Here is an 18010-nt window from a genome sequence, read left to right on the forward strand (position 1 = left end):
AGGCGCCGCGATGCGCATAGCCATCGTCACCGACGCCTGGGCGCCGCAGGTCAACGGTGTCGTCCGCACGCTGAGCGCGATGCGCGACCGGCTGAGTGCGATGGGGCACGACATCCTGATCGTGTCGCCCGACGGGTTCGCATCGGTGCCGTGCCCGACCTATCCTGAAATCCGGCTGGCGTTCGCGCGGACGGGCACGGTCGGCGCGCGGCTGGCGGCGTTCGGGGCGGATGCGATCCATCTGGCGACCGAGGGGCCGCTGTGCATCGCCGCGCGGCGCTGGTGCCTGGCGCGGCGGTTGCCGTTCACGACCGCCTATCACACCCAGTTCCCCGATTACGTCTCGGCTCGCACCGGCGTGCCGGCGGCGTGGATCTGGCGCTATATCCGCTGGTTCCATGCGCCGGCGCAGGCGATCCTGGCCTCCACGCCCTCGATCCGCGCTACGCTGCGCGACCACGGTCTGGCGCATGTCCGGCACTGGAGCCGCGGGGTGGATCTGGGCGCGTTCCGCCGCGACACCGCGCCGCTCTCGGTGCTCCAGCACCTGCCGCGCCCGATCCAGCTGTACGTCGGGCGCATCGCGGTCGAGAAGAACATCGCGGCGTTCCTGGAAAGCGGGCATCCGGGGACCAAGGTTATCGTCGGCGACGGACCGGCCCGCGCGGCGCTCAGTGCGCGCTATCCGCAGGCGATCTTCACTGGCCCGCTCTTCGGCGGCGACCTCGCCGGAGCCTATGCCGCCGCCGACGTGCTCGTCTTTCCCAGCCGCACCGACACGTTCGGGTTGGTGATGATCGAGGCGCTGGCGTGTGGCACCCCCGTCGCGGCGTATCCCGTGACCGGGCCGATCGACGTGCTGACGCCCGAAACCGGCGCGATGGCCGAGCGGCTGGACGATGCCATCGCCGATGCCCTGACGCGCGACCGCGCGGCATGCGCGGACCACGGCGCCACCTTCACCTGGGAGGCGAGCGCGCGGCAGTTCCTCGACGCGCTGGCGCCGGTCGCGACCGCCCGCGCCGCATAGCGCCTTGCCCTTCAGGCCAAGCTCCATTAAATCGCTGCGAGACGCGGCCGCTCCTTCGATGGGGCGGCCATTCTTGTTTTTGGAGAATATCCGTGGCCCAGCCGCTCATGCCGCATGCGACCGCTTCCTGGCTGGTCGACAACACCGCGCTTTCCTTCGACCAGATCGCGGACTTCTGCGGGCTGCACATCCTTGAGGTGCAGGCGATCGCCGACGACACCGCGTCGTCGAAGCTGACCGGCCGCGATCCGGTGCGCGCGCACGAGCTGACGCTGGAGGAGATCGAGAAGGGCCAGGCCGATTCCGACTATCGCCTGGTGATGCTGAAGGGCCCCGAGCAGGTCCGCCGCACCAAGGGGCCGCGCTACACGCCGGTGTCGAAGCGCCAGGACAAGCCCGACGGCATCGCCTGGATCATCCGCAATCACCCGGAAATCTCGGACGGTGCGATCGGCAAGCTGATCGGCACGACCCGCACGACGATCGCCGCGATCCGCGATCGCAGCCACTGGAACATCGCCAACATCACGCCGAAGGATCCGGTGACGCTGGGCCTCACCTCGCAGCGCGAGCTCGACGCGCTGGTGGCCAAGGCGGCGAAGGCGGCGGGCATCGAGGCGCCGGTCGACACCCGCCTGGACGGCGACCGCGAGGCGCTGCTGAGCGAGTTGCGCGCCCAGCGCGAACAGGCCGCGCGCGACGCCGAGGGCGGCGACGCGATCGAGAGCGGCCCGGTCGAGCACACCGCGGATACGCTGTTCAAGAGCTGAGCCGGTAGGGGCGATCGGTTGCGGTCGCCCCGCCTTGCGCTAGGGTCGTCGCACAATCGCCGCACCGCCCGCCGGGCGAGTCGCGGCGAAGCGCGAGGAGCCTGGCCATGTGCGACGACGATACCGCCCACGAGAACGAGCTGTACCTGACCGACGGCGCGGTGAGCCGGCGGCGGTTCGGGGCGATCACCGCGGCGGCGGGCGTCATGGCGCTGCTGCCGCGACCCGCCGATGCGAAGCCGATCGCCGGGCGCGACGTCGTGATCGACACGCCCGATGGCAAGGCCGACGCCTATTTCGTCGCGCCGGCCAGCGGCAAGGGGCCGGCGGTGTTGGTGTGGCCCGACATCATGGGCCTGCGCCCCGCGTTCCGGCAGATGGCCGACCGGCTGGCCCAGTCCGGCTATGCGGTGCTGTGCGTCAACCAGTTCTATCGCTCGACGAAGGCGCCGTTCCTGAAGCCGGGCGAAAGCTTCGACCAGCCCGAGGTTCGCGCGAAGATCATGCCGTGGCGCGCGCCGCTGACGCCCGCAGCGACCGCCCGCGACGCGCGCGCCTTTATCGCGTGGCTCGACAGGCAGAAGGCGGTGGATACCAAGCGGGGGCTGGCGACGACCGGCTATTGCATGGGCGGGCCGATGGTCCTCATCACCGCCGCCGAGCGGCCCGACCGGGTGCGCGCGGGCGCGACCTTCCACGGCGGGGGCATGGCGACCGACAAGCCCGACAGCCCGCATCTACTGATCCCGAAGATGAAGGCGCGCTTCCTGATCGCGGTCGCCGAGAACGACGACAAGCGCGGCCCGCAGGAAAAGGAAACGCTGCGCACCGCCTTCGCCGCGGCGAAGCTGCCCGCCGAGATCGAGGTCTATGCCGGCACCATGCACGGTTGGTGCCCGCCCGACAGCCGGGTGTACAACGCCGCGATGGCGGAAAAGGCGTGGGCGCGGCAGCTGGCGCTGTTCAAGGCGGGGTTGTGATCGGTCACGACTGACCGTTCGCCTCGAGTAGTCGTCGAGCCTGTCGAGACGACGTATCGAGAGGTGGGTGCCACAAGAGAGCCCTCTCGATACGGGCTCTCGACAAGCTCGATCCCTACTCGAGGCGAACGGGTGGGGATGGATTAGGGAGTAGCGAGCATGCCCGACCTGACACTCTACACCAACCCCATGTCGCGCGGGCGGATCGCGCGGTGGATGCTCGAGGAAGTCGGCCAGCCCTATGAGACGGTGATCGTCCAGTTCGGCGACGAGACCATCCGCGGGGTCAACCCGATGGCGAAGGTGCCGACCGTCGTCCACGGCGAGCGGACGATCACCGAATGCGCGGCGATCTGCGCGTATCTGGCGGATGCGTTTCCCGCCGCCGGACTGGCGCCCGCGACCGACGACCGCGCGGATTATTACCGCTGGCTTTTCTTCGCCGCCGGGCCGGTGGAACAGGCGCTGACCAGTAATTCGCTCGGCTGGACGCCGACCGCGGAGCAGCAGGGCATGGTCGGCTTCGGCAGTTACGACCGGGTGGTCGACACGCTGGAGCAGGCGGTCGCGGACCTGGGCGACGGCTGGCTGACCGGCGACCGTTTCACCGCGGCGGACCTGTATGTCGGGGCGCACCTGTCATGGGGCACGGGCTTCGGCACGCTGCCGAAGAGGCCCGCCTTCATGGCCTTCGTCGAGCGGGTGAACGCGCGGCCTGCCGCACGGCGCGCGGCGGAGATCGACGACGCGCTGATCGCGGAGATGAAGCGCGGCGCCTAGGCCGCGGGCGGCAGCCAGGAAAGGTCGGTCCGCAGCGCCCGCTTGGGCGCTGCGGCGATCCGGTGCAGACCGGCACGGTCGCGCAGGCGCAGGCTGTGGCGATCGCGTGCGATCAGGCCCATCTCCTCAAGCTGACGCATCGTGCGGTTGACGTGGACCGCGGTGAGGCCGAGCGCGTCGCCGATCTGTTCCTGGGTGACCAACATGTCGAAAACGTCGTCCTTCACCAGCCCGAGCGGCTGGAGACGCTCGCAAAGGTCGATCAGCAGCGCCGCCAGCCGCGCCTCCGACAGCGTGCGGCCGACCGAGGTCAGCCAGTCCATCAGCGCGACCCGCTCCCGCTGGCAGCTCAGCAGGAACATCGCGGTCACGCGCGGATGATCGCGCAGCAGCGTGCCGAACCGGTCGAACGACACCGCACTGACGGTGGCGGGGGTCAGCGCGGTCAGCGTCTCGGCGGCGCGCGCCACGCTCATGCTCGGCGTGCCCAGCGCGTCGCCGGGCAGGTGGAACTTCATGATCTGGCGCCCGCCGCTCGGCAGGGTGACGCTCGACGATACCCAGCCGTCGATCAGCAGGTAGAATTCGGACGCGACGCCGCCTTCGCGCCGGATCACCTGGTTGCGGGCATAGCGGCGGGGCGGAGCGGCAAGTGCGGCCACCGCTGCCTGCTCGGCTGCGCCAAGCTCACCGAATTCCTCGAATCTGTGCAGCGGGAATGTCACCGAAGTCCTGGAACGCCGTGCGGATAAAGCGCGATGAACGGTGATCATGAGCGCGGCAATAATGTGGATCAAGCCCCCGGCCCGACCGGATCATTCGGCCCGCAGTCGCGCAATGCGCGGTGGCAGCCGGTCGAGGATCCGCTGCCGCTCGGCATCCGTCACGCTGCTCCATGCCGCGATCTCCGCGCCGGTGCGGCCGCAGCCGGTGCACCAGCCGGTGGCGGGATCGAGCGCGCAGACGTTGACGCACGGGCTCATCACCCGCGCCGGTTCGCAATAGTCGAACACATCGTCGGTCATCGGCGCGCCGACGTCGCCTGTCAGGCGCCCAGCTTCTGGTTCAGGAACGACGGCACGGGGCCGTTCCAGCCGCCGTCGTCGGGCGCGTCGATGTCGGGCGCGCGGCGGGGGCGGTCGTCGCGTGCGGGCCGGGCCGCGCGATCCGGACGTTGCGACCGCTCGTCCCGCGGCGCGCGTGCGTCGCGGTCGGGGCGGGGCGCGCGATCATCGCGCCGGGCGCGGTCGGCGCGCGGCGCATCGGTCGATGTCTCGACCGGGGCGGCAGCAGCCTCTGTCGGCGCGGCGGGCGCTTCGCTGCGCGCTGCCGAACCGCGACGCGGGCGCGCCGGGCGATCCTCGCGCGTGTCCTCGCGGCCAGTCTCCCGCCGGGGAGCGCGACCGGCGGGCGCAACCTCCAGCCGGGGGATCGACTGGCCGGTCAGCTTCTCGATATTCTCGATGTTCTCGGCGTCTTCGGCGGTGATGAGCGTGTAGGCGGTGCCGGTCGCGCCGGCACGCCCGGTGCGACCGATGCGGTGGACGTAATCGTCCGGATGCCACGGCGCGTCATAGTTGAAGACGTGGCTGACGCCCTTGATATCCAGACCGCGCGCAGCGACGTCGCTGGCGACCAGGATGTTGATCGCGCCCGATTTGAACAGGTCGAGTTCGGCGATCCGCTGCGGCTGTTCCATGTCGCCGTGGATCTCGCCCGAGCGGAAGCCCGACTGGCGCAGCGCCTTGTTCAGGTCGCGCACGGTCGTCTTGCGGTTGCAGAAGATGATCGCGTTGGCGACCTCGTCCTGACCCAGCAGCGTCGTCAGCACGTCGCGCTTGCCGCGGGTCGTCGTCGGCACCAGCGCCTGGGTGATGTTGGCGTTGGTCGATGCGGGGCGCGCGACCTCGATCGTCTTGGGGTTGGACAGGAACCGGTCGGCCAGCTTCTTGATCGGCGGCGGCATGGTCGCCGAGAACAGCAATGTCTGGCGGTTCTTCGGCAGCTTCGTGCAGATTTCCTCGATATCGGGGATGAACCCCATGTCGAGCATGCGATCGGCCTCGTCGATCACCAGCAATTCGCACCCGGTCAGCAGGATCTTGCCGCGCCCGAACAGGTCCATCAGCCGCCCGGGCGTGGCGATGAGGACGTCGACGCCCTTTTCCAGCGCCTTCACCTGGTCGCCCATCTGCACACCGCCGATCAGCAGCGCCATGCTGAGCTTGTGGTTCTTACCGTATTTCTCGAAATTTTCGGCGACCTGCGCCGCGAGTTCGCGCGTCGGTTCCAGGATCAGGCTGCGCGGCATCCGCGCGCGGCTGCGACCGTGGGCGAGGATGTCGATCATCGGCAGCACGAAGCTGGCCGTCTTGCCGGTGCCGGTCTGGGCGATGCCGATCAGGTCGCGCATCATCAGCACGGACGGGATCGCCGCCGCCTGGATCGCGGTCGGCTGGGTGTAGCCCGATGTCTCCACCGCGCGCAGCAATTCGTCGGAAAGGCCGAGATCGGCAAAATTCATGCAGGTTTCCGGAAAAAAACGGGCGCGCGCACAGGCGCGTGCCTCCAGGGGCCGCTCGCGGATTTACCGCGATTTGTCAAGTTTTGGGCGCGCCTTCGCCCTTAGCGGGCGGGGACGAGCGTGCGGAACCATTCGATTCGGCATTCGCGGCCAGAGCGCGAGCGGATCGAATCGCGGCGCGCGCACACCTTCCCGTCCTTCGCCATCTGCACGTAGAAACCCGAATAGAAATCGAGCGCGGGGCATTCGTCGCCCAGCTTCGCGCGCAGCCGCTGGCCGCCGTTCAGCATCAGGTCGACGCTGTCGGGGCCGTTGATCGCGGCGGCAGCCAGGCGCGTGACGGGGACGCAGCGATCGGCCTTCTTCTCGGTCCACTGCGCCGCGAAGGGGGAGCGCGCCGCAGCGGCGGCGACCGGCGTGCGCCCGCCCGGCAGGCGGGGGACTCGGATGATCATACGCTGCTGGATGATGACCGTCGACGATCCCACGGTCGGCGCCACAGGCGGGGGCGTGCGCTGCCCTCCCGCGGCGGCAGGAAGCGTCAGCGCCAGCGCGGCGGGGGGCAGGAACCGGGCGATCTTCATTAACGCGAGCGTGCTTGCGATATCCGGATTGAATGGTCGATGAACTGGCAGGCGTGCCGCCGCCATGCTAGCGACGCGCCCGTCATGACACCAGCGCAACACACGATCGTCGCTGCGGTCGCGTCCCGCTTCGGGGCGAAGGCGGCGATCACCGATGCCGCCGATATCGCGCCGTGGACGACCGACTGGCGCGGGCGCTACGCGGGTGCGGCGCCGGCGATCCTGGCGCCGAACAGCACCGCAGAGGTCGCCGCGATCGTCGGGATGGCCGCCGCGGCGGGCGTGCCGCTGGTGCCGCAGGGCGGCAACACCTCGATGGTCGGCGGGGCGACGCCGCCCGCGGACGGATCGGCAATGATCCTGTCGCTGCGCCGCATGAACCGCATTCGCAGCCTGTCCCCCGACGACGGGCTGGCGGTGGCGGAGGCGGGCGTGATCTTGGCCGACCTGCACGCCGCGGCGGAAGGGGTGGGGCGGCGGTTCCCGCTTACATTGGGCGCGCGCGGGTCGGCGACGGTCGGCGGGCTCGTCTCCACCAACGCCGGGGGGACGCAGGTGCTGCGCTGGGGCACGATGCGCGGGTTGGTCGCGGGGCTGGAGGCGGTGCTGCCCGACGGGTCGATCCACGACGGCACCGCCGCGCTGAAGAAGGACAATCGCGGCTACGACCTGAACCAGCTGCTGATCGGGGCGGAGGGGACATTGGGCATCGTGACCGCGGCGACGCTGCGGCTGGCGCCGGCGATCGCGCAGCGCGGGGTGGCGTGGGTCGGGCTGGCGTCGCCGCACGCCGCGCTTGCGCTGCTGCGCCGGATCGAGGCGCAGACGCAGGCCGTCGAGAGTTTCGAGATCGTCCCCGGCGACAGCCTGGCGCTGGTGCTGCGGCACATTCCCGCCACGCGCGATCCGCTGTCGGGCCGCCATGCATGGCACGTACTGATCGAAGCGGTCTCCGCGAGCGTGGATGGCGAGGCGCCCGCGGCGCTGCTCGAACGGCTGCTGGCGCCCGCACTCGCCGACGGGCTGATCGAGGATGCGACGATCGCGTCGAGCGAGGGGCAGGGCGATGCTTTCTGGAAGATCCGCGATTCGCTGTCGGAGGCGGAGCGGGCGGCAGGCCCGGCGGCGCAGCACGACATTTCGGTACCCGTCGCGGCGATGCCCGATTTCATGATCGACGGCGCCGCCGCGGTCGAGGCGCGCTTTCCCGGCGCGCATGCGACCGCCTTCGGGCATCTCGGCGACGGCAACGTGCATTTCCACGTCCGCGCGCCTGAAGGCGCCGACGCGGCGACCTGGTATGCGGAGGACGCGGGCGTCGTCACCGCCTTCGTCAACGACATGGTGGTGGCCGCGGGCGGATCGATCTCCGCCGAGCATGGCATCGGCCAGATGAAGGTCGCCGAACTCGCCCGCCTGGGCTCGCCCGCGCGCCTGGCCGCGCTGCGCGCGATCAAGGCGGCGATGGACCCGGCGGGCCTTATGAATCCGGGCAAGCTGGTCCCGCTTGTCGATCGCGCGGCCCGGCCATAGGATCGCGCCCGAGAGGGGCGTCGCACGTCGTGCCGCCCGGGGAGAAGCACCACCGATGCGCAGCGCCGTTGTTCGCACCGATCGTTATTCGCGGGGCGCGATCGCCTTCCACTGGATCATTGCCGTCGCGATCCTCCTGAACCTGTGGCTGGGCATCGCCCACGACAGCCTGCCGCGTGATTGGAGGGTCATGCCGGTGCACAAGGCGGTGGGGATCACGGTGCTGATGCTCAGCCTCGCGCGGCTCGCGTGGCGGCTGGGGCATCGCCCGCCGCCGCTGCCGCTCGCGCTGCCGCATTGGGAGAAGCTGACCGCGAAGGCGGCGCACTGGACGCTCTATGCGCTGACCATCGTCATCCCGCTGACCGGGTGGATGATGGTGTCGAACGGCAATCCGCCGCGCCCGCTCGACTGGTTCGGGCTGTTCCCGATTCCCTATCTGCCGGTGTCGAAGGCGGTGTCGGGCGTCAGCCACGAAGCGCACGAAATCCTCGGCTGGGCGCTACTGGTGCTGGTCGTGCTCCACATCCTGGCGGCGCTGCGCCATCACCTGATCCTGCGCGATTCCACCCTGGTCCGGATGCTGCCGATCCTGCGCGCGCCAACCGTCTAGAAAGACAGGCGAAATTTCCGGAAAAACAGGTCTTGAAGCCCGGAAACCGGGCGCCTATATTCGAATTGTACGGCGCTGTGTCCCCCCTTTCGCGGTGTCGTACGGCACGCCTCCGGGCGTGTCTCCTCCCTGAACCTTGGCCACCCCGGGCGCCTGCCCGGGGTGGTTTTTTATGTGCGGCGCGCGGCTTATTCCGCGGCGAGCGCCAGGCCGGTCGCTTCGTCGGCGACGGCAGCGGCCATATCGCGCAGCAGCGCCGCGGCACCGGCAAACCCTTGCCCGAGCGTGCGTCCGTCGCGATCGAGATACAGCGTACGGTCCACCTCCAGCTGCACGGCGTGGATATCGCGGGCGGGCGCGCCGTGCCGGTCGAGGATGTGTCCGCCGGCATAGGGCGCATTGAGCGCGGTGCGGACGCCGTGGGCGCGCGCCGCCGCATCCAGCCGCGCGACGAGCCGCGCACCGGCGCTCCGCCCGAACCGGTCGCCGATCACCACCTGTGGCGCGGGACGGTCGGGAAGCGGCGGCATCGAATGGACGTCCAGCAGGATGGCAATGCCGAACCGCGCCCGCGCCGCCTGCAAGGCTGCGGCGAGTGCGCTATGATAAGGCCGGTGATCGGCGGCGATGCGGGCGGCGACGGCGTCGGCACTCCACCGCCCGCGCCAGATCGGAGTCGCACCCGACGCGCGGCGCGGAATGAGGCCAAGGCCGCCGCGCACTTTCAGCGAGGGATAGGGGGCGGCGGCGTTGCTCGCCCCGTCGTCGATCCGCGGGTCGCGTTCATGCTCGGCGCGGTTGAGGTCGATCCAGGCGCGCGGGCGCCGCGCCACGAACAGCGTCTCGTCCCCCCGCGCGGCGATGGCGAGTCGGTCGGCCAGCCGGTCCTCGAGCGGCAGCAGCGCCGCTTCCGGCACGGCGAGCGCGGCCAGCAGCTCGGGCGGATAGTCGCGGCCCGCGTGCGGCACCGACAGCACGACCGGACTGTCCGGAACCGCGGGGCCGTATCGGTCGAAGCTGGGCCGGTCGATGCTGGTATCCACGCCCGCGACGCTACTCGTCGCATCGCCCCGTCGCAACGCCGCGCGCGCACTGGAAATTGTTAAGCGTGACGCGCTAGGGTTCGCGCATCACGCGAGGGTCGGGGACGGAATGATAAGGATCTTGCTGGCCGAGGACGATTCGGTGATGCGCGAATATCTGACGCGCGCGCTGGAGAAGTCGGGCTATGCCGTCTCGCCGGTCGATCGCGGCACGGCGGCGGTGCCGCTGCTGGAAAGCGAGCGGTTCGACTTGCTGCTGACCGATATCGTCATGCCCGAGATGGACGGCATCCAGCTCGCGCAGAAATGTGCCGAGATCGCGCCCGACACCCGCGTCATGTTCATCACCGGCTTCGCCGCGGTCACGCTGAAGGCCGGCAAGGCGATGCCGCAGGCGCGCGTGCTGTCGAAGCCGTTCCACCTGCGCGACCTGGTGCTGGAGATCGACCGCATGTTCGAGGTCGGCAGCGCATCGGGCCTCAACTAAGCGGTTGCGGAAGGGCGAACGGGCGGCTAAAGGCCCGCTTCCCGCAAGGGACCGTGGGCGTGTAGCTCAGTGGTAGAGCACTGTGTTGACATCGCAGGGGTCGCAAGTTCAATCCTTGCCACGCCCACCATAAAAAGCCCGCCAGGTCGCTGATCCGGCGGGCTTTTTTGTGCCCTTTCGCGCGCGGCGCGGTTGCGGCATGATCGCGGGATGACCGATCATACCGGGCCGCTCGCCGGCATTCGCATCGTCGAGATGGACGCGATCGGCCCGGTGCCGCTGGCCGGCATGATGCTGGCCGACATGGGCGCGGACGTGGTGCGGATCGCGCGGGGGGAACCGCGCGGGCCCGAGGCGCCGCTGATCGCCAATCGGTCGAGCGTCGTGATCGACCTGAAGTCCGCGGACGGAGTGGCGGCTGCGCGCGACCTGATCGCGCGGGCGGATGCGGTGATCGAGGGGTTTCGCCCGGGCGTGATGGAGCGGCTGGGGCTGGGGCCGGACGCGTGCCTGGCGGCCAACCCTGCGCTCGTCTTCGTGCGGATGACGGGGTGGGGGCAGGCAGGGCCGCTGGCGGAGCGCGCCGGGCACGACCTGAATTACATCGCGATTACCGGGGTGCTGGGCGCCATCGGGGCGGGTGGCACCGCGCCGCCGCCGCCGCTGAACCTGATCGGCGATTATGGCGGGGGCGCGATGTTCGCCATCTCCGGAATTCTGGCGGCTTTGCTCAGCGCGCGCGCGACCGGACGGGGGCAGGTGGTGGACGCGGCGATGGTCGACGGGGTGGCGACGCTGTCGAGCCTGTTCCACACGCTGTCGGGCGTCGGGCTGTGGAGCGGCGGGCGGGGCGGCAATCTGCTTGACGGGGGCGCGCCCTTCTACCGCTGCTATCCTTGCGCGGACGGTGAGTTTGTCGCCGTCGGGGCGATCGAGCCGCAGTTCTTCGCGCTGCTGCTGGCGGGGCTGGGGATCGACGGTGCGCGGTTCGCGCAGCATGATCGCGCGGGGTGGCCGGCACTGGCCGAGGCGATCGGAGGGGTCTTCGCCACGCAGCCGCGCGATCACTGGGCGGCGGTGTTCGGGGATACCGATGCGTGCGTGACGCCGGTGCTGAGCTTTGCCGAGGCGCGCGCGCACCGCCATGTTGCCGCGCGGGGAATCCTCGACGGCGATCTGCCCGCACCGGCGCCGCGCTTTTCGGTCACCCCGGCAGAGCGGCAGTCGCGCGCGCCGGTGCTGGCGCTGGAGGACGCGCTCGCCCGCTGGGATCAGGCGAAGCGGTAGGGGACGATCGCGCGCGCGTCGGGATCGATGCGCAGCTCGGTTCCCGCCGGCGGAAACGCGCGCTGGTCGCAGTCGGGGCGCGGGCAGATGCGGCAGGAGATGCCGATCGGCGTCGGCGGCTGGCCGGTGACCGCGTCGGCATAGATGAAGTCGGCGGCGTCGCCTTCCTCGCACCCCAGCGCCACCGCATAGCGGCGGGGGGACCGCGCGAAGCTGCCCGATGGCTTCACCAGCCCCTTCGCCATCGAGACGTAGCGCGTGCCGTCGGGCATTTCGGCGCGCTGAACGAGGATGCGGTCGGGGATCGCGACCGCCTCGTGCACCACCCACAGCGGGCAGGCGCCGCCGAAGCGCGCGAATTGCAGGCGGGTGGCGGAGTGGCGCTTGGTGATGTTGCCGGCCATGTCGACTCGCAGGAAGAACAGCGGAATGCCCGCCGCGCCGGGGCGCTGGAGCGTCGAGAGGCGGTGGCAGGCTTGCTCGAAACTCACCCCGAAGCGCTGGCGCAGCCGGTCGATGTCGTGGCGCAGGTCGTGCGCCGCGGTGCGGAACGCGGCATAAGGCATGACGACCGCGCCCGCGGCATAGTTGGCGAGGCCGACCGCGAGCAATTGGCGCGAGGCGTCGTATCGCAGCCCGGCGCCGGCGACGATCTCGGCGATGGCCTCGCGCATTTCCAGCCGCACGAGCTGGTGGGCGATCAGGAAGGCCGCACTTTCGGGTGGCAGCCCCCGGTCGATCGTGAGCACGCCGCGCGCCGGATCGAACCGGCGCAGCTCGCCTCCGCCGGTATCGATGCTGTCGATGCGGACCCCATGCGCTTCGGCAAGGCGGGTGGAAAGGTCGCCCCCGACGCTGGTCGCCAGCGCCTCCGCCTGGCGATCGAGCGGGTCGATGTAGTTGCCCGCAGCGTGGAACCAGTCGCGCACTTCCTCCCACGGTAGCCGCGCGGCGTCGCCGGTGCCGGCGTCCATGCGGTCGTCGAGGATGCGCAACTGCTCCTGCGCGCGGCGCCACGCATCGTGGATCGCGACCATGCGGCGGGCGAGCTGCGGCTGCTGTTCGACCGAGCGACGCAGTGTGTCCTCGGGCAGCGGCGCGGCGATGCTCGGGTCGCTGGCGGCGCCGGCGGCGGCGAGCAGCAGCGGCTCGTCGATGCCGGTGACGCCGGCCCAGTCGTCCGGATAGGCGCGGGCGAGCGCCAGCAGCACGGGCGCGGTGAGCGGGCGGTCGTTGCTCTCGATCTGCGAGAGGTACGGGACCGAGATGCCGAGCGTCGCGGCGAGTTCGGCCTGGCTGGCGGCGATGCGGGCGCGCAGGGTGCGGACTTCGTGGCCTGCGAACAGGCGTCGGCGATCACGCATCCATCCCAACTCCGTTCGTCCTGAGCGAAGTCAAAGCACATGTACCGGACACGTCCTTCGACTTCGCTCAGGACGAATGGATAGGGGGAGGGTGACGATTTTGCAAACCTGACCGCCCGCACTTTGCAACATTGCATTTGCGTCGAGCCGCGCCTCTTGAAAGAGGAAGCCAGCCGAAACGGGAGCGCCCATGTCGTCGACCATCGAGGAACTCGAACGCCGCCGCGCCGCCGCGCGCCTGGGCGGGGGAGAGAAGCGCATCGCCGCGCAGCATGCCAAGGGCAAGCTGACCGCGCGCGAGCGGCTCGACGTGCTGCTCGACCACGGCAGCTTCGAGGAGCTCGACATGTACGTAGAGCATAATTGCGTCGATTTCGGCATGCCCGAGCAGGTCGTGCCCGGCGACGGCGTGGTCACCGGCAGCGGCACGATCAACGGGCGGCTGGTGTTCGTGTTCAGCCAGGACTTCACCGTCTTCGGCGGCTCGCTGTCCGAGCGCCATGCCGAAAAGATCTGCAAGATCATGGACATGGCGCTGAAGGTCGGCGCCCCCGTCATCGGCCTGAACGATTCGGGCGGCGCCCGCATTCAGGAGGGCGTCGCGTCGCTCGGCGGCTATGCCGAGGTGTTCCAGCGCAACGTGCTCGCATCGGGCGTCGTGCCCCAGTTGAGCCTCATCATGGGGCCGTGCGCAGGTGGAGCGGTCTATTCTCCAGCAATGACGGACTTCATCTTCATGGTGAAGGATTCGTCGTACATGTTCGTCACCGGCCCGGATGTAGTGAAGACCGTTACAAACGAGATCGTCACGCAGGAGGAACTGGGTGGAGCGGTGACGCATACCACGAAGTCGGGGGTCGCGGACGTCGCCTTCGATAACGATATCGAGGCGCTGCTCGCGGCCCGCGACTTCGTGGACTTCCTTCCCGCATCGAACCGGGAAAGCGTGCCCGAGAGGCCGTGCGACGACCCGTGGGACCGGCTGGTGCCGAGCCTCGACACGCTGGTGCCGGCGTCCGCCAACCAGCCGTACGACATGCACGAGCTGATCCGGAAGGTGGTGGACGAGGGCGACTTCTTCGAAGTGCAGCCGACCCACGCCGGCAACATCCTGATCGGCTTTGCCCGCATCGAGGGGCGGACTGTCGGCATCGTCGCCAACCAGCCGATGGTGCTGGCGGGCGTGCTCGACATCAATTCGTCGAAGAAGGCGGCGCGGTTCGTGCGTTTCTGCGACGCGTTCGAGATTCCGATCGTGACCTTTGTCGACGTCCCCGGCTTCCTGCCCGGCGTCGCGCAAGAGCATTCGGGGATCATCAAGCACGGCGCGAAGCTGCTCTACGCCTATGCAGAGGCGACCGTGCCGAAGCTGACCGTCATCACGCGGAAAGCCTATGGCGGCGCGTACGACGTCATGGCGTCGAAGCACCTGCGCGGCGACCTCAACTACGCCTGGCCGACCGCCGAGATCGCGGTGATGGGCGCGAAGGGCGCGGTGGAGATCATCTTCCGCGGCAAGACGACCGAGGAGATCGCCGAGCGGACTGCCGAGTACGAGGCGCGCTTCGCCAACCCGTTCGTCGCGGCGTCGAAGGGCTTCATCGACGAGGTGATCATGCCGCACTCGACAAGGCGGCGGATCGCGCTGGGATTGAGGAAGCTACGGGGTAAGCAGCTCGAGAATCCGTGGAAGAAGCATGACAATATCCCGCTGTAGGGGGCATATATGAGCGATAGATACGATGATTTGGAACGAGCTCATCGCCTGTGGCAGGATGGGTTGCTTTCAGAAAGTGAATATAAACTGGAGCGAGTGCGGATATTGCGCCCTCTTCCTCAGGAGGTGGCGCGCGATATCTATGAAAACAATGTTAAGCCGGCCGCATCTATTGGGTTAAAGGTCGCGGCGCTTGTTACTTCAATGTTCTTTATACTCGCGTTTATCGTAATCATAGTGAATAGCTCCCGTGGTTAACACTTTAGGCCGCCTCAACCATGTCGGCGTCGCGACGCCGTCGATCGGCGACAGCATCGCCTTCTACCGCGACGTGATGGGCGCGACGACTATCCATGCGGCGTTCGACCTGCCGGTGCAGGGCGTGCGGGTGTGTTTCGTCGATATGCCAAATACGCAGATCGAGTTGATCGAGCCCTTGGGCGAGGATTCGCCGATCGCGGCGTTCATCGCGAAGAACCCGGCCGGGGGGCAGCATCACCTTTGTTACGAAGTGCCCGATATCGAGGAAGCGCTGGCGTGGTTCCGGGCGAAGGGCGCGCGGGTGCTCGGAGAGCCGCGTACAGGGGCGCACGGGACGCCGATCTTCTTCGTGCATCCGCGCGACATGGGCGGGGTGCTGACCGAGATCATGGAGACGCCGCGTGAGCAACACTGACCGGTGCTCCCGCGAAGGCGGGAGCCCAGGGCCGCGAGCGACGCACTCCGTAACTCTGGGCTCCCGCCTGCGCGGGAGCACGGGGGGTGGACGTGACTGACCATCCTACCCCGAACGACTGGGCCGCCCTCGCCGCGAAGGAAGTGAAGGGCCGCGACCTCACCTGGCACACGCCGGAAAGGATCGCGGTCAAGCCGCTCTATACGCAGGACGATGTGCCGGGCGACCCCGGCCTGCCCGGCTTCGCGCCGTTCACGCGTGGGGTGCGCGCGTCGATGTACGCGGGTCGCCCTTGGACGATCCGGCAATACGCCGGCTTCTCGACCGCCGAGGAATCGAACGCCTTTTACCGCCGCAACCTCGCCGCCGGACAGAAGGGGCTGTCGGTGGCCTTCGATCTCGCCACCCACCGCGGCTACGACAGCGACCATCCGCGCGTGGTCGGCGACGTCGGCAAGGCGGGCGTCGCGATCGATAGTGTCGAGGACATGAAGATCCTGTTCGACGGCATCCCGCTCGACCAGATGAGCGTCAGCATGACGATGAACGGGGCGGTGATCCCGATCCTGGCCTTCTTCATCGTCGCGGGCGAGGAGCAGGGGGTGCCGCTGGCCGCACTCGACGGGACGATCCAGAACGACATCCTGAAGGAGTTCATGGTCCGCAACACTTATATCTACCCGCCCGAGCCGAGCATGCGGATCATCTCGGACATTTTCGCATATACCTCAGCCAACATGCCGAAATTCAACAGCATTTCGATTTCCGGCTATCATATGCAGGAGGCCGGGGCGACGCAGGTGCAGGAACTGGCCTTCACCATCGCCGACGGTATGGAATATGTGAAATACGGCGTCGCGTCGGGCCTCGACATCGACAAGTTTGCCGGGCGCCTGTCGTTCTTCTTCGCAATCGGCATGAACTTCTTCATGGAAGTCGCGAAGTTACGGGCGGCGCGCGTTCTGTGGCACCGGGTGATGACGCAACTCGGCGCGCAGGACGAGCGCAGCAAGATGCTGCGCACGCATTGCCAGACGTCGGGCGTGTCGCTGACCGAGCAGGATCCGTACAATAACGTCATCCGGACCACGATCGAGGCGATGGCGGCGATGCTGGGGGGCACGCAGTCGCTCCACACCAATGCGCTCGACGAAGCGATCGCGCTGCCGACCGATTTTTCCGCCCGGATCGCCCGCAATACCCAGCTGGTGATCCAGGAAGAGACGGGGATGACGAAGGTCGTCGATCCGCTGGGCGGTTCATATTATGTCGAAGCATTGACCGCTGAACTCGTTGAAAAGGCGTGGGAGATCATCGAGCGCGTCGAGGCCGAGGGCGGCATGGCGAAGGCCGTCGCGGCGGGCTGGCCCAAGGCGATGATCGAGGAAGCCGCCGCGGCGAAGCAGGCGCGGGTCGACCGCGGCGAGGACGTGATCGTCGGGGTCAACAAATACCAGCCCGCGAATGCGGACGAGATCGAGATCCTGGCGGTCGACAACCATGCCGTCCGCGAGGGGCAGGTCGCGCGGCTGAAGCGCATTCGCGAAACGCGTGACACCGCGGCGTGCGAGGCGGAGTTGGGGCGGCTGCGGGAAGGGGCGACCAACACCGGCAACCTCTTGGCGCTGGCCGTCGAGGCTGCGCGCGCCCGCGCGACGCTCGGCGAGATTTCCGCAGCGATGGAGGCGGGGTTCGGGCGCTATGAGACGCAGCCGACGCCCGTCGCCGGCATCTACGCGGGCGCGTTCGCTGCCGATCCCCGCTGGAGCCGCCTGACAGACGGAGTCGCCGCGACCGAGCGGCGGCTGGGGCGCAAGCCGCGGATGCTCGTCGCCAAGATGGGGCAGGACGGGCATGACCGCGGCGCCAATCTGGTCAGCAGCATGTTCGGCGACCTGGGGTTCGAGATCGTGCCGGGCGCGCTGTTCCGCACTCCCGACGAGGTTGCCAAACAGGCGATCGCCGAGGGAGTCGACGTGGTCGGCGCCTCCAGCCTGGCGGCGGGGCATCTGACGCTGATTCCCGAGCTCATCGGTCATCTGCGCGATGCCGGGCGCAGCGACATCCGCGTGATCGCTGGGGGCGTGATACCGCAGCAGGATTATCAGGCGCTGCGCGATGCCGGCGTCCAGGCTATCTTCGGCCCCGGCACCAATTTAATCGCGGCGGCGGAGGAAGTGCTGCGACTGCTTGGCCACAACTGGGCGCCCGAAACGGAGAGTGCGGAATGAAACCGATCGTGATGCTGGCCGCGTTGCTGGCGGCGGGGCCCGCGCTCGCCCAGACGCAGGTGCAGATGAACGCGCAGGCCGCGACCGCCTATACCCGCGCCGACGCCGCGATGGCGCGCGAATGGCGCGCGACCTACGCGTATATGAAGGCGCTGGACGCGCGCGACACGTCGCGGGGCGGGGGCGTCGGCTATGCCGCGGCGACGCTGGAGAGCCAGCGTGCCTGGCTGAAGTTCCGCGACACCCAGTGCATCATCGAGGGCAGCGAATTCGCCGGCGGATCGATGCAGGGCATGGTGATGACGCGGTGCCGCACGCGGTTGACCAACGAGCGCTGGGGGCAGTTGCGCAAGCTGCGGTGGGGGCGATGAGCGAGGTCACCCAACCCCCG

General features: G+C 69.0%; 18 protein-coding genes and 1 tRNA gene. 13 read left to right on the top strand and 6 right to left on the bottom strand.

Annotation, left to right across the window (positions count from 1 at the left end):
- The first annotated feature begins 10 nt into the window (after positions 1 to 10).
- The 4 genes from M9980_RS02225 to M9980_RS02240 all read left to right on the top strand — a co-directional run bounded on the left by M9980_RS02225 (position 11) and on the right by M9980_RS02240 (position 3560).
- Positions 11 to 1030, top strand: a complete 1020-nt coding sequence (locus M9980_RS02225) for a glycosyltransferase family 4 protein (RefSeq protein WP_250752895.1) — start codon at positions 11 to 13, stop codon at positions 1028 to 1030.
- A 92-nt stretch (positions 1031 to 1122) separates the two neighbouring features.
- Complete coding sequence (locus M9980_RS02230) at positions 1123 to 1800, top strand: DUF1013 domain-containing protein (protein WP_250752897.1); 678 nt, start codon at positions 1123 to 1125, stop codon at positions 1798 to 1800.
- Positions 1801 to 1907: 107 nt separating this feature from the next.
- On the top strand, positions 1908 to 2780 hold the full coding sequence (locus M9980_RS02235; protein ID WP_250752899.1) for a dienelactone hydrolase family protein: 873 nt from the start codon (positions 1908 to 1910) through the stop codon (positions 2778 to 2780).
- A gap of 159 nt (positions 2781 to 2939) precedes the next feature.
- Positions 2940 to 3560 (top strand): glutathione S-transferase family protein, encoded by a 621-nt coding sequence (locus tag M9980_RS02240; protein ID WP_250752901.1) that lies wholly within the window; start codon positions 2940 to 2942, stop codon positions 3558 to 3560.
- Here M9980_RS02240 and M9980_RS02245 read toward each other — a convergent pair.
- The 4 genes from M9980_RS02245 to M9980_RS02260 form a co-directional block, all read right to left on the bottom strand.
- On the bottom strand, positions 3557 to 4285 hold the full coding sequence (locus tag M9980_RS02245; RefSeq protein ID WP_250752903.1) for a Crp/Fnr family transcriptional regulator: 729 nt from the start codon (positions 4283 to 4285) through the stop codon (positions 3557 to 3559). The genes M9980_RS02240 and M9980_RS02245 overlap by 4 nt on opposite strands.
- 90 nt (positions 4286 to 4375) lie before the next feature.
- Positions 4376 to 4585, bottom strand: coding sequence for a DUF1289 domain-containing protein (locus tag M9980_RS02250; protein ID WP_250752905.1), 210 nt, complete (start codon positions 4583 to 4585; stop codon positions 4376 to 4378).
- A 20-nt stretch (positions 4586 to 4605) separates the two neighbouring features.
- Positions 4606 to 6084: a DEAD/DEAH box helicase gene (locus M9980_RS02255; protein WP_250752908.1), complete on the bottom strand. Its 1479-nt coding sequence runs from the start codon at positions 6082 to 6084 to the stop codon at positions 4606 to 4608.
- A gap of 101 nt (positions 6085 to 6185) precedes the next feature.
- A complete protein-coding gene (locus M9980_RS02260) occupies positions 6186 to 6668 on the bottom strand; it encodes a hypothetical protein (protein WP_250752910.1) in 483 nt (160 codons plus the stop codon).
- 84 nt (positions 6669 to 6752) lie between these two features.
- On the opposite strand from M9980_RS02260, the gene M9980_RS02265 reads away from it, so the two are divergent.
- Together M9980_RS02265 and M9980_RS02270 are read left to right on the top strand one after the other, a co-directional pair.
- Entirely contained in the window at positions 6753 to 8201 is a 1449-nt protein-coding gene (locus M9980_RS02265) for an FAD-binding oxidoreductase (RefSeq protein WP_250752912.1), read from the top strand.
- Positions 8202 to 8256: 55 nt separating this feature from the next.
- A complete protein-coding gene (locus M9980_RS02270) occupies positions 8257 to 8814 on the top strand; it encodes a cytochrome b (RefSeq protein WP_250752914.1) in 558 nt (185 codons plus the stop codon).
- Positions 8815 to 9002: 188 nt separating this feature from the next.
- Here M9980_RS02270 and M9980_RS02275 read toward each other — a convergent pair whose 3' ends face one another.
- The gene (locus tag M9980_RS02275) at positions 9003 to 9857 is read right to left on the bottom strand and encodes an N-formylglutamate amidohydrolase (RefSeq protein WP_250752916.1); all 855 of its coding nucleotides are present in this window, start codon (positions 9855 to 9857) and stop codon (positions 9003 to 9005) included.
- A 109-nt stretch (positions 9858 to 9966) separates the two neighbouring features.
- Here M9980_RS02275 and cpdR point away from each other — a divergent pair, with 109 nt between their 5' ends.
- The 3 genes from cpdR to M9980_RS02290 all read left to right on the top strand — a co-directional run bounded on the left by cpdR (position 9967) and on the right by M9980_RS02290 (position 11631).
- Positions 9967 to 10344: a cell cycle two-component system response regulator CpdR gene (cpdR, locus tag M9980_RS02280; protein WP_250752918.1), complete on the top strand. Its 378-nt coding sequence runs from the start codon at positions 9967 to 9969 to the stop codon at positions 10342 to 10344.
- 55 nt (positions 10345 to 10399) lie between these two features.
- Positions 10400 to 10474: transfer RNA gene (locus tag M9980_RS02285), tRNA-Val, on the top strand.
- 80 nt (positions 10475 to 10554) lie between these two features.
- The gene (locus tag M9980_RS02290; protein WP_250752919.1) at positions 10555 to 11631 is read left to right on the top strand and encodes a CaiB/BaiF CoA transferase family protein; all 1077 of its coding nucleotides are present in this window, start codon (positions 10555 to 10557) and stop codon (positions 11629 to 11631) included.
- Here M9980_RS02290 and M9980_RS02295 read toward each other — a convergent pair.
- Positions 11616 to 12995, bottom strand: coding sequence for a helix-turn-helix domain-containing protein (locus M9980_RS02295; RefSeq protein WP_250752921.1), 1380 nt, complete (start codon positions 12993 to 12995; stop codon positions 11616 to 11618). The genes M9980_RS02290 and M9980_RS02295 overlap by 16 nt on opposite strands.
- A gap of 190 nt (positions 12996 to 13185) precedes the next feature.
- On the opposite strand from M9980_RS02295, the gene M9980_RS02300 reads away from it, so the two are divergent.
- The 4 genes from M9980_RS02300 to M9980_RS02315 all read left to right on the top strand — a co-directional run bounded on the left by M9980_RS02300 (position 13186) and on the right by M9980_RS02315 (position 17990).
- Positions 13186 to 14712 carry an acyl-CoA carboxylase subunit beta gene (locus tag M9980_RS02300; protein ID WP_250752923.1) on the top strand — a complete coding sequence of 509 codons (1527 nt, stop codon included), beginning with the start codon at positions 13186 to 13188 and terminating at the stop codon, positions 14710 to 14712.
- Between the two features lie 250 nt (positions 14713 to 14962).
- Positions 14963 to 15388 carry a methylmalonyl-CoA epimerase gene (gene mce, locus M9980_RS02305; protein ID WP_250752925.1) on the top strand — a complete coding sequence of 142 codons (426 nt, stop codon included), beginning with the start codon at positions 14963 to 14965 and terminating at the stop codon, positions 15386 to 15388.
- Positions 15389 to 15480: 92 nt separating this feature from the next.
- Positions 15481 to 17619, top strand: coding sequence for a methylmalonyl-CoA mutase (gene scpA / locus M9980_RS02310; protein WP_250752928.1), 2139 nt, complete (start codon positions 15481 to 15483; stop codon positions 17617 to 17619).
- The gene (locus M9980_RS02315; RefSeq protein ID WP_250752931.1) at positions 17616 to 17990 is read left to right on the top strand and encodes a lysozyme inhibitor LprI family protein; all 375 of its coding nucleotides are present in this window, start codon (positions 17616 to 17618) and stop codon (positions 17988 to 17990) included. Before scpA ends, M9980_RS02315 begins: the two co-directional genes overlap by 4 nt.
- Positions 17991 to 18010: the final 20 nt, after the last annotated feature.

Origin of the sequence: Sphingomonas donggukensis, from assembly GCF_023674425.1 — a bacterium.
GTDB lineage: Bacteria > Pseudomonadota > Alphaproteobacteria > Sphingomonadales > Sphingomonadaceae > Sphingomonas > Sphingomonas donggukensis.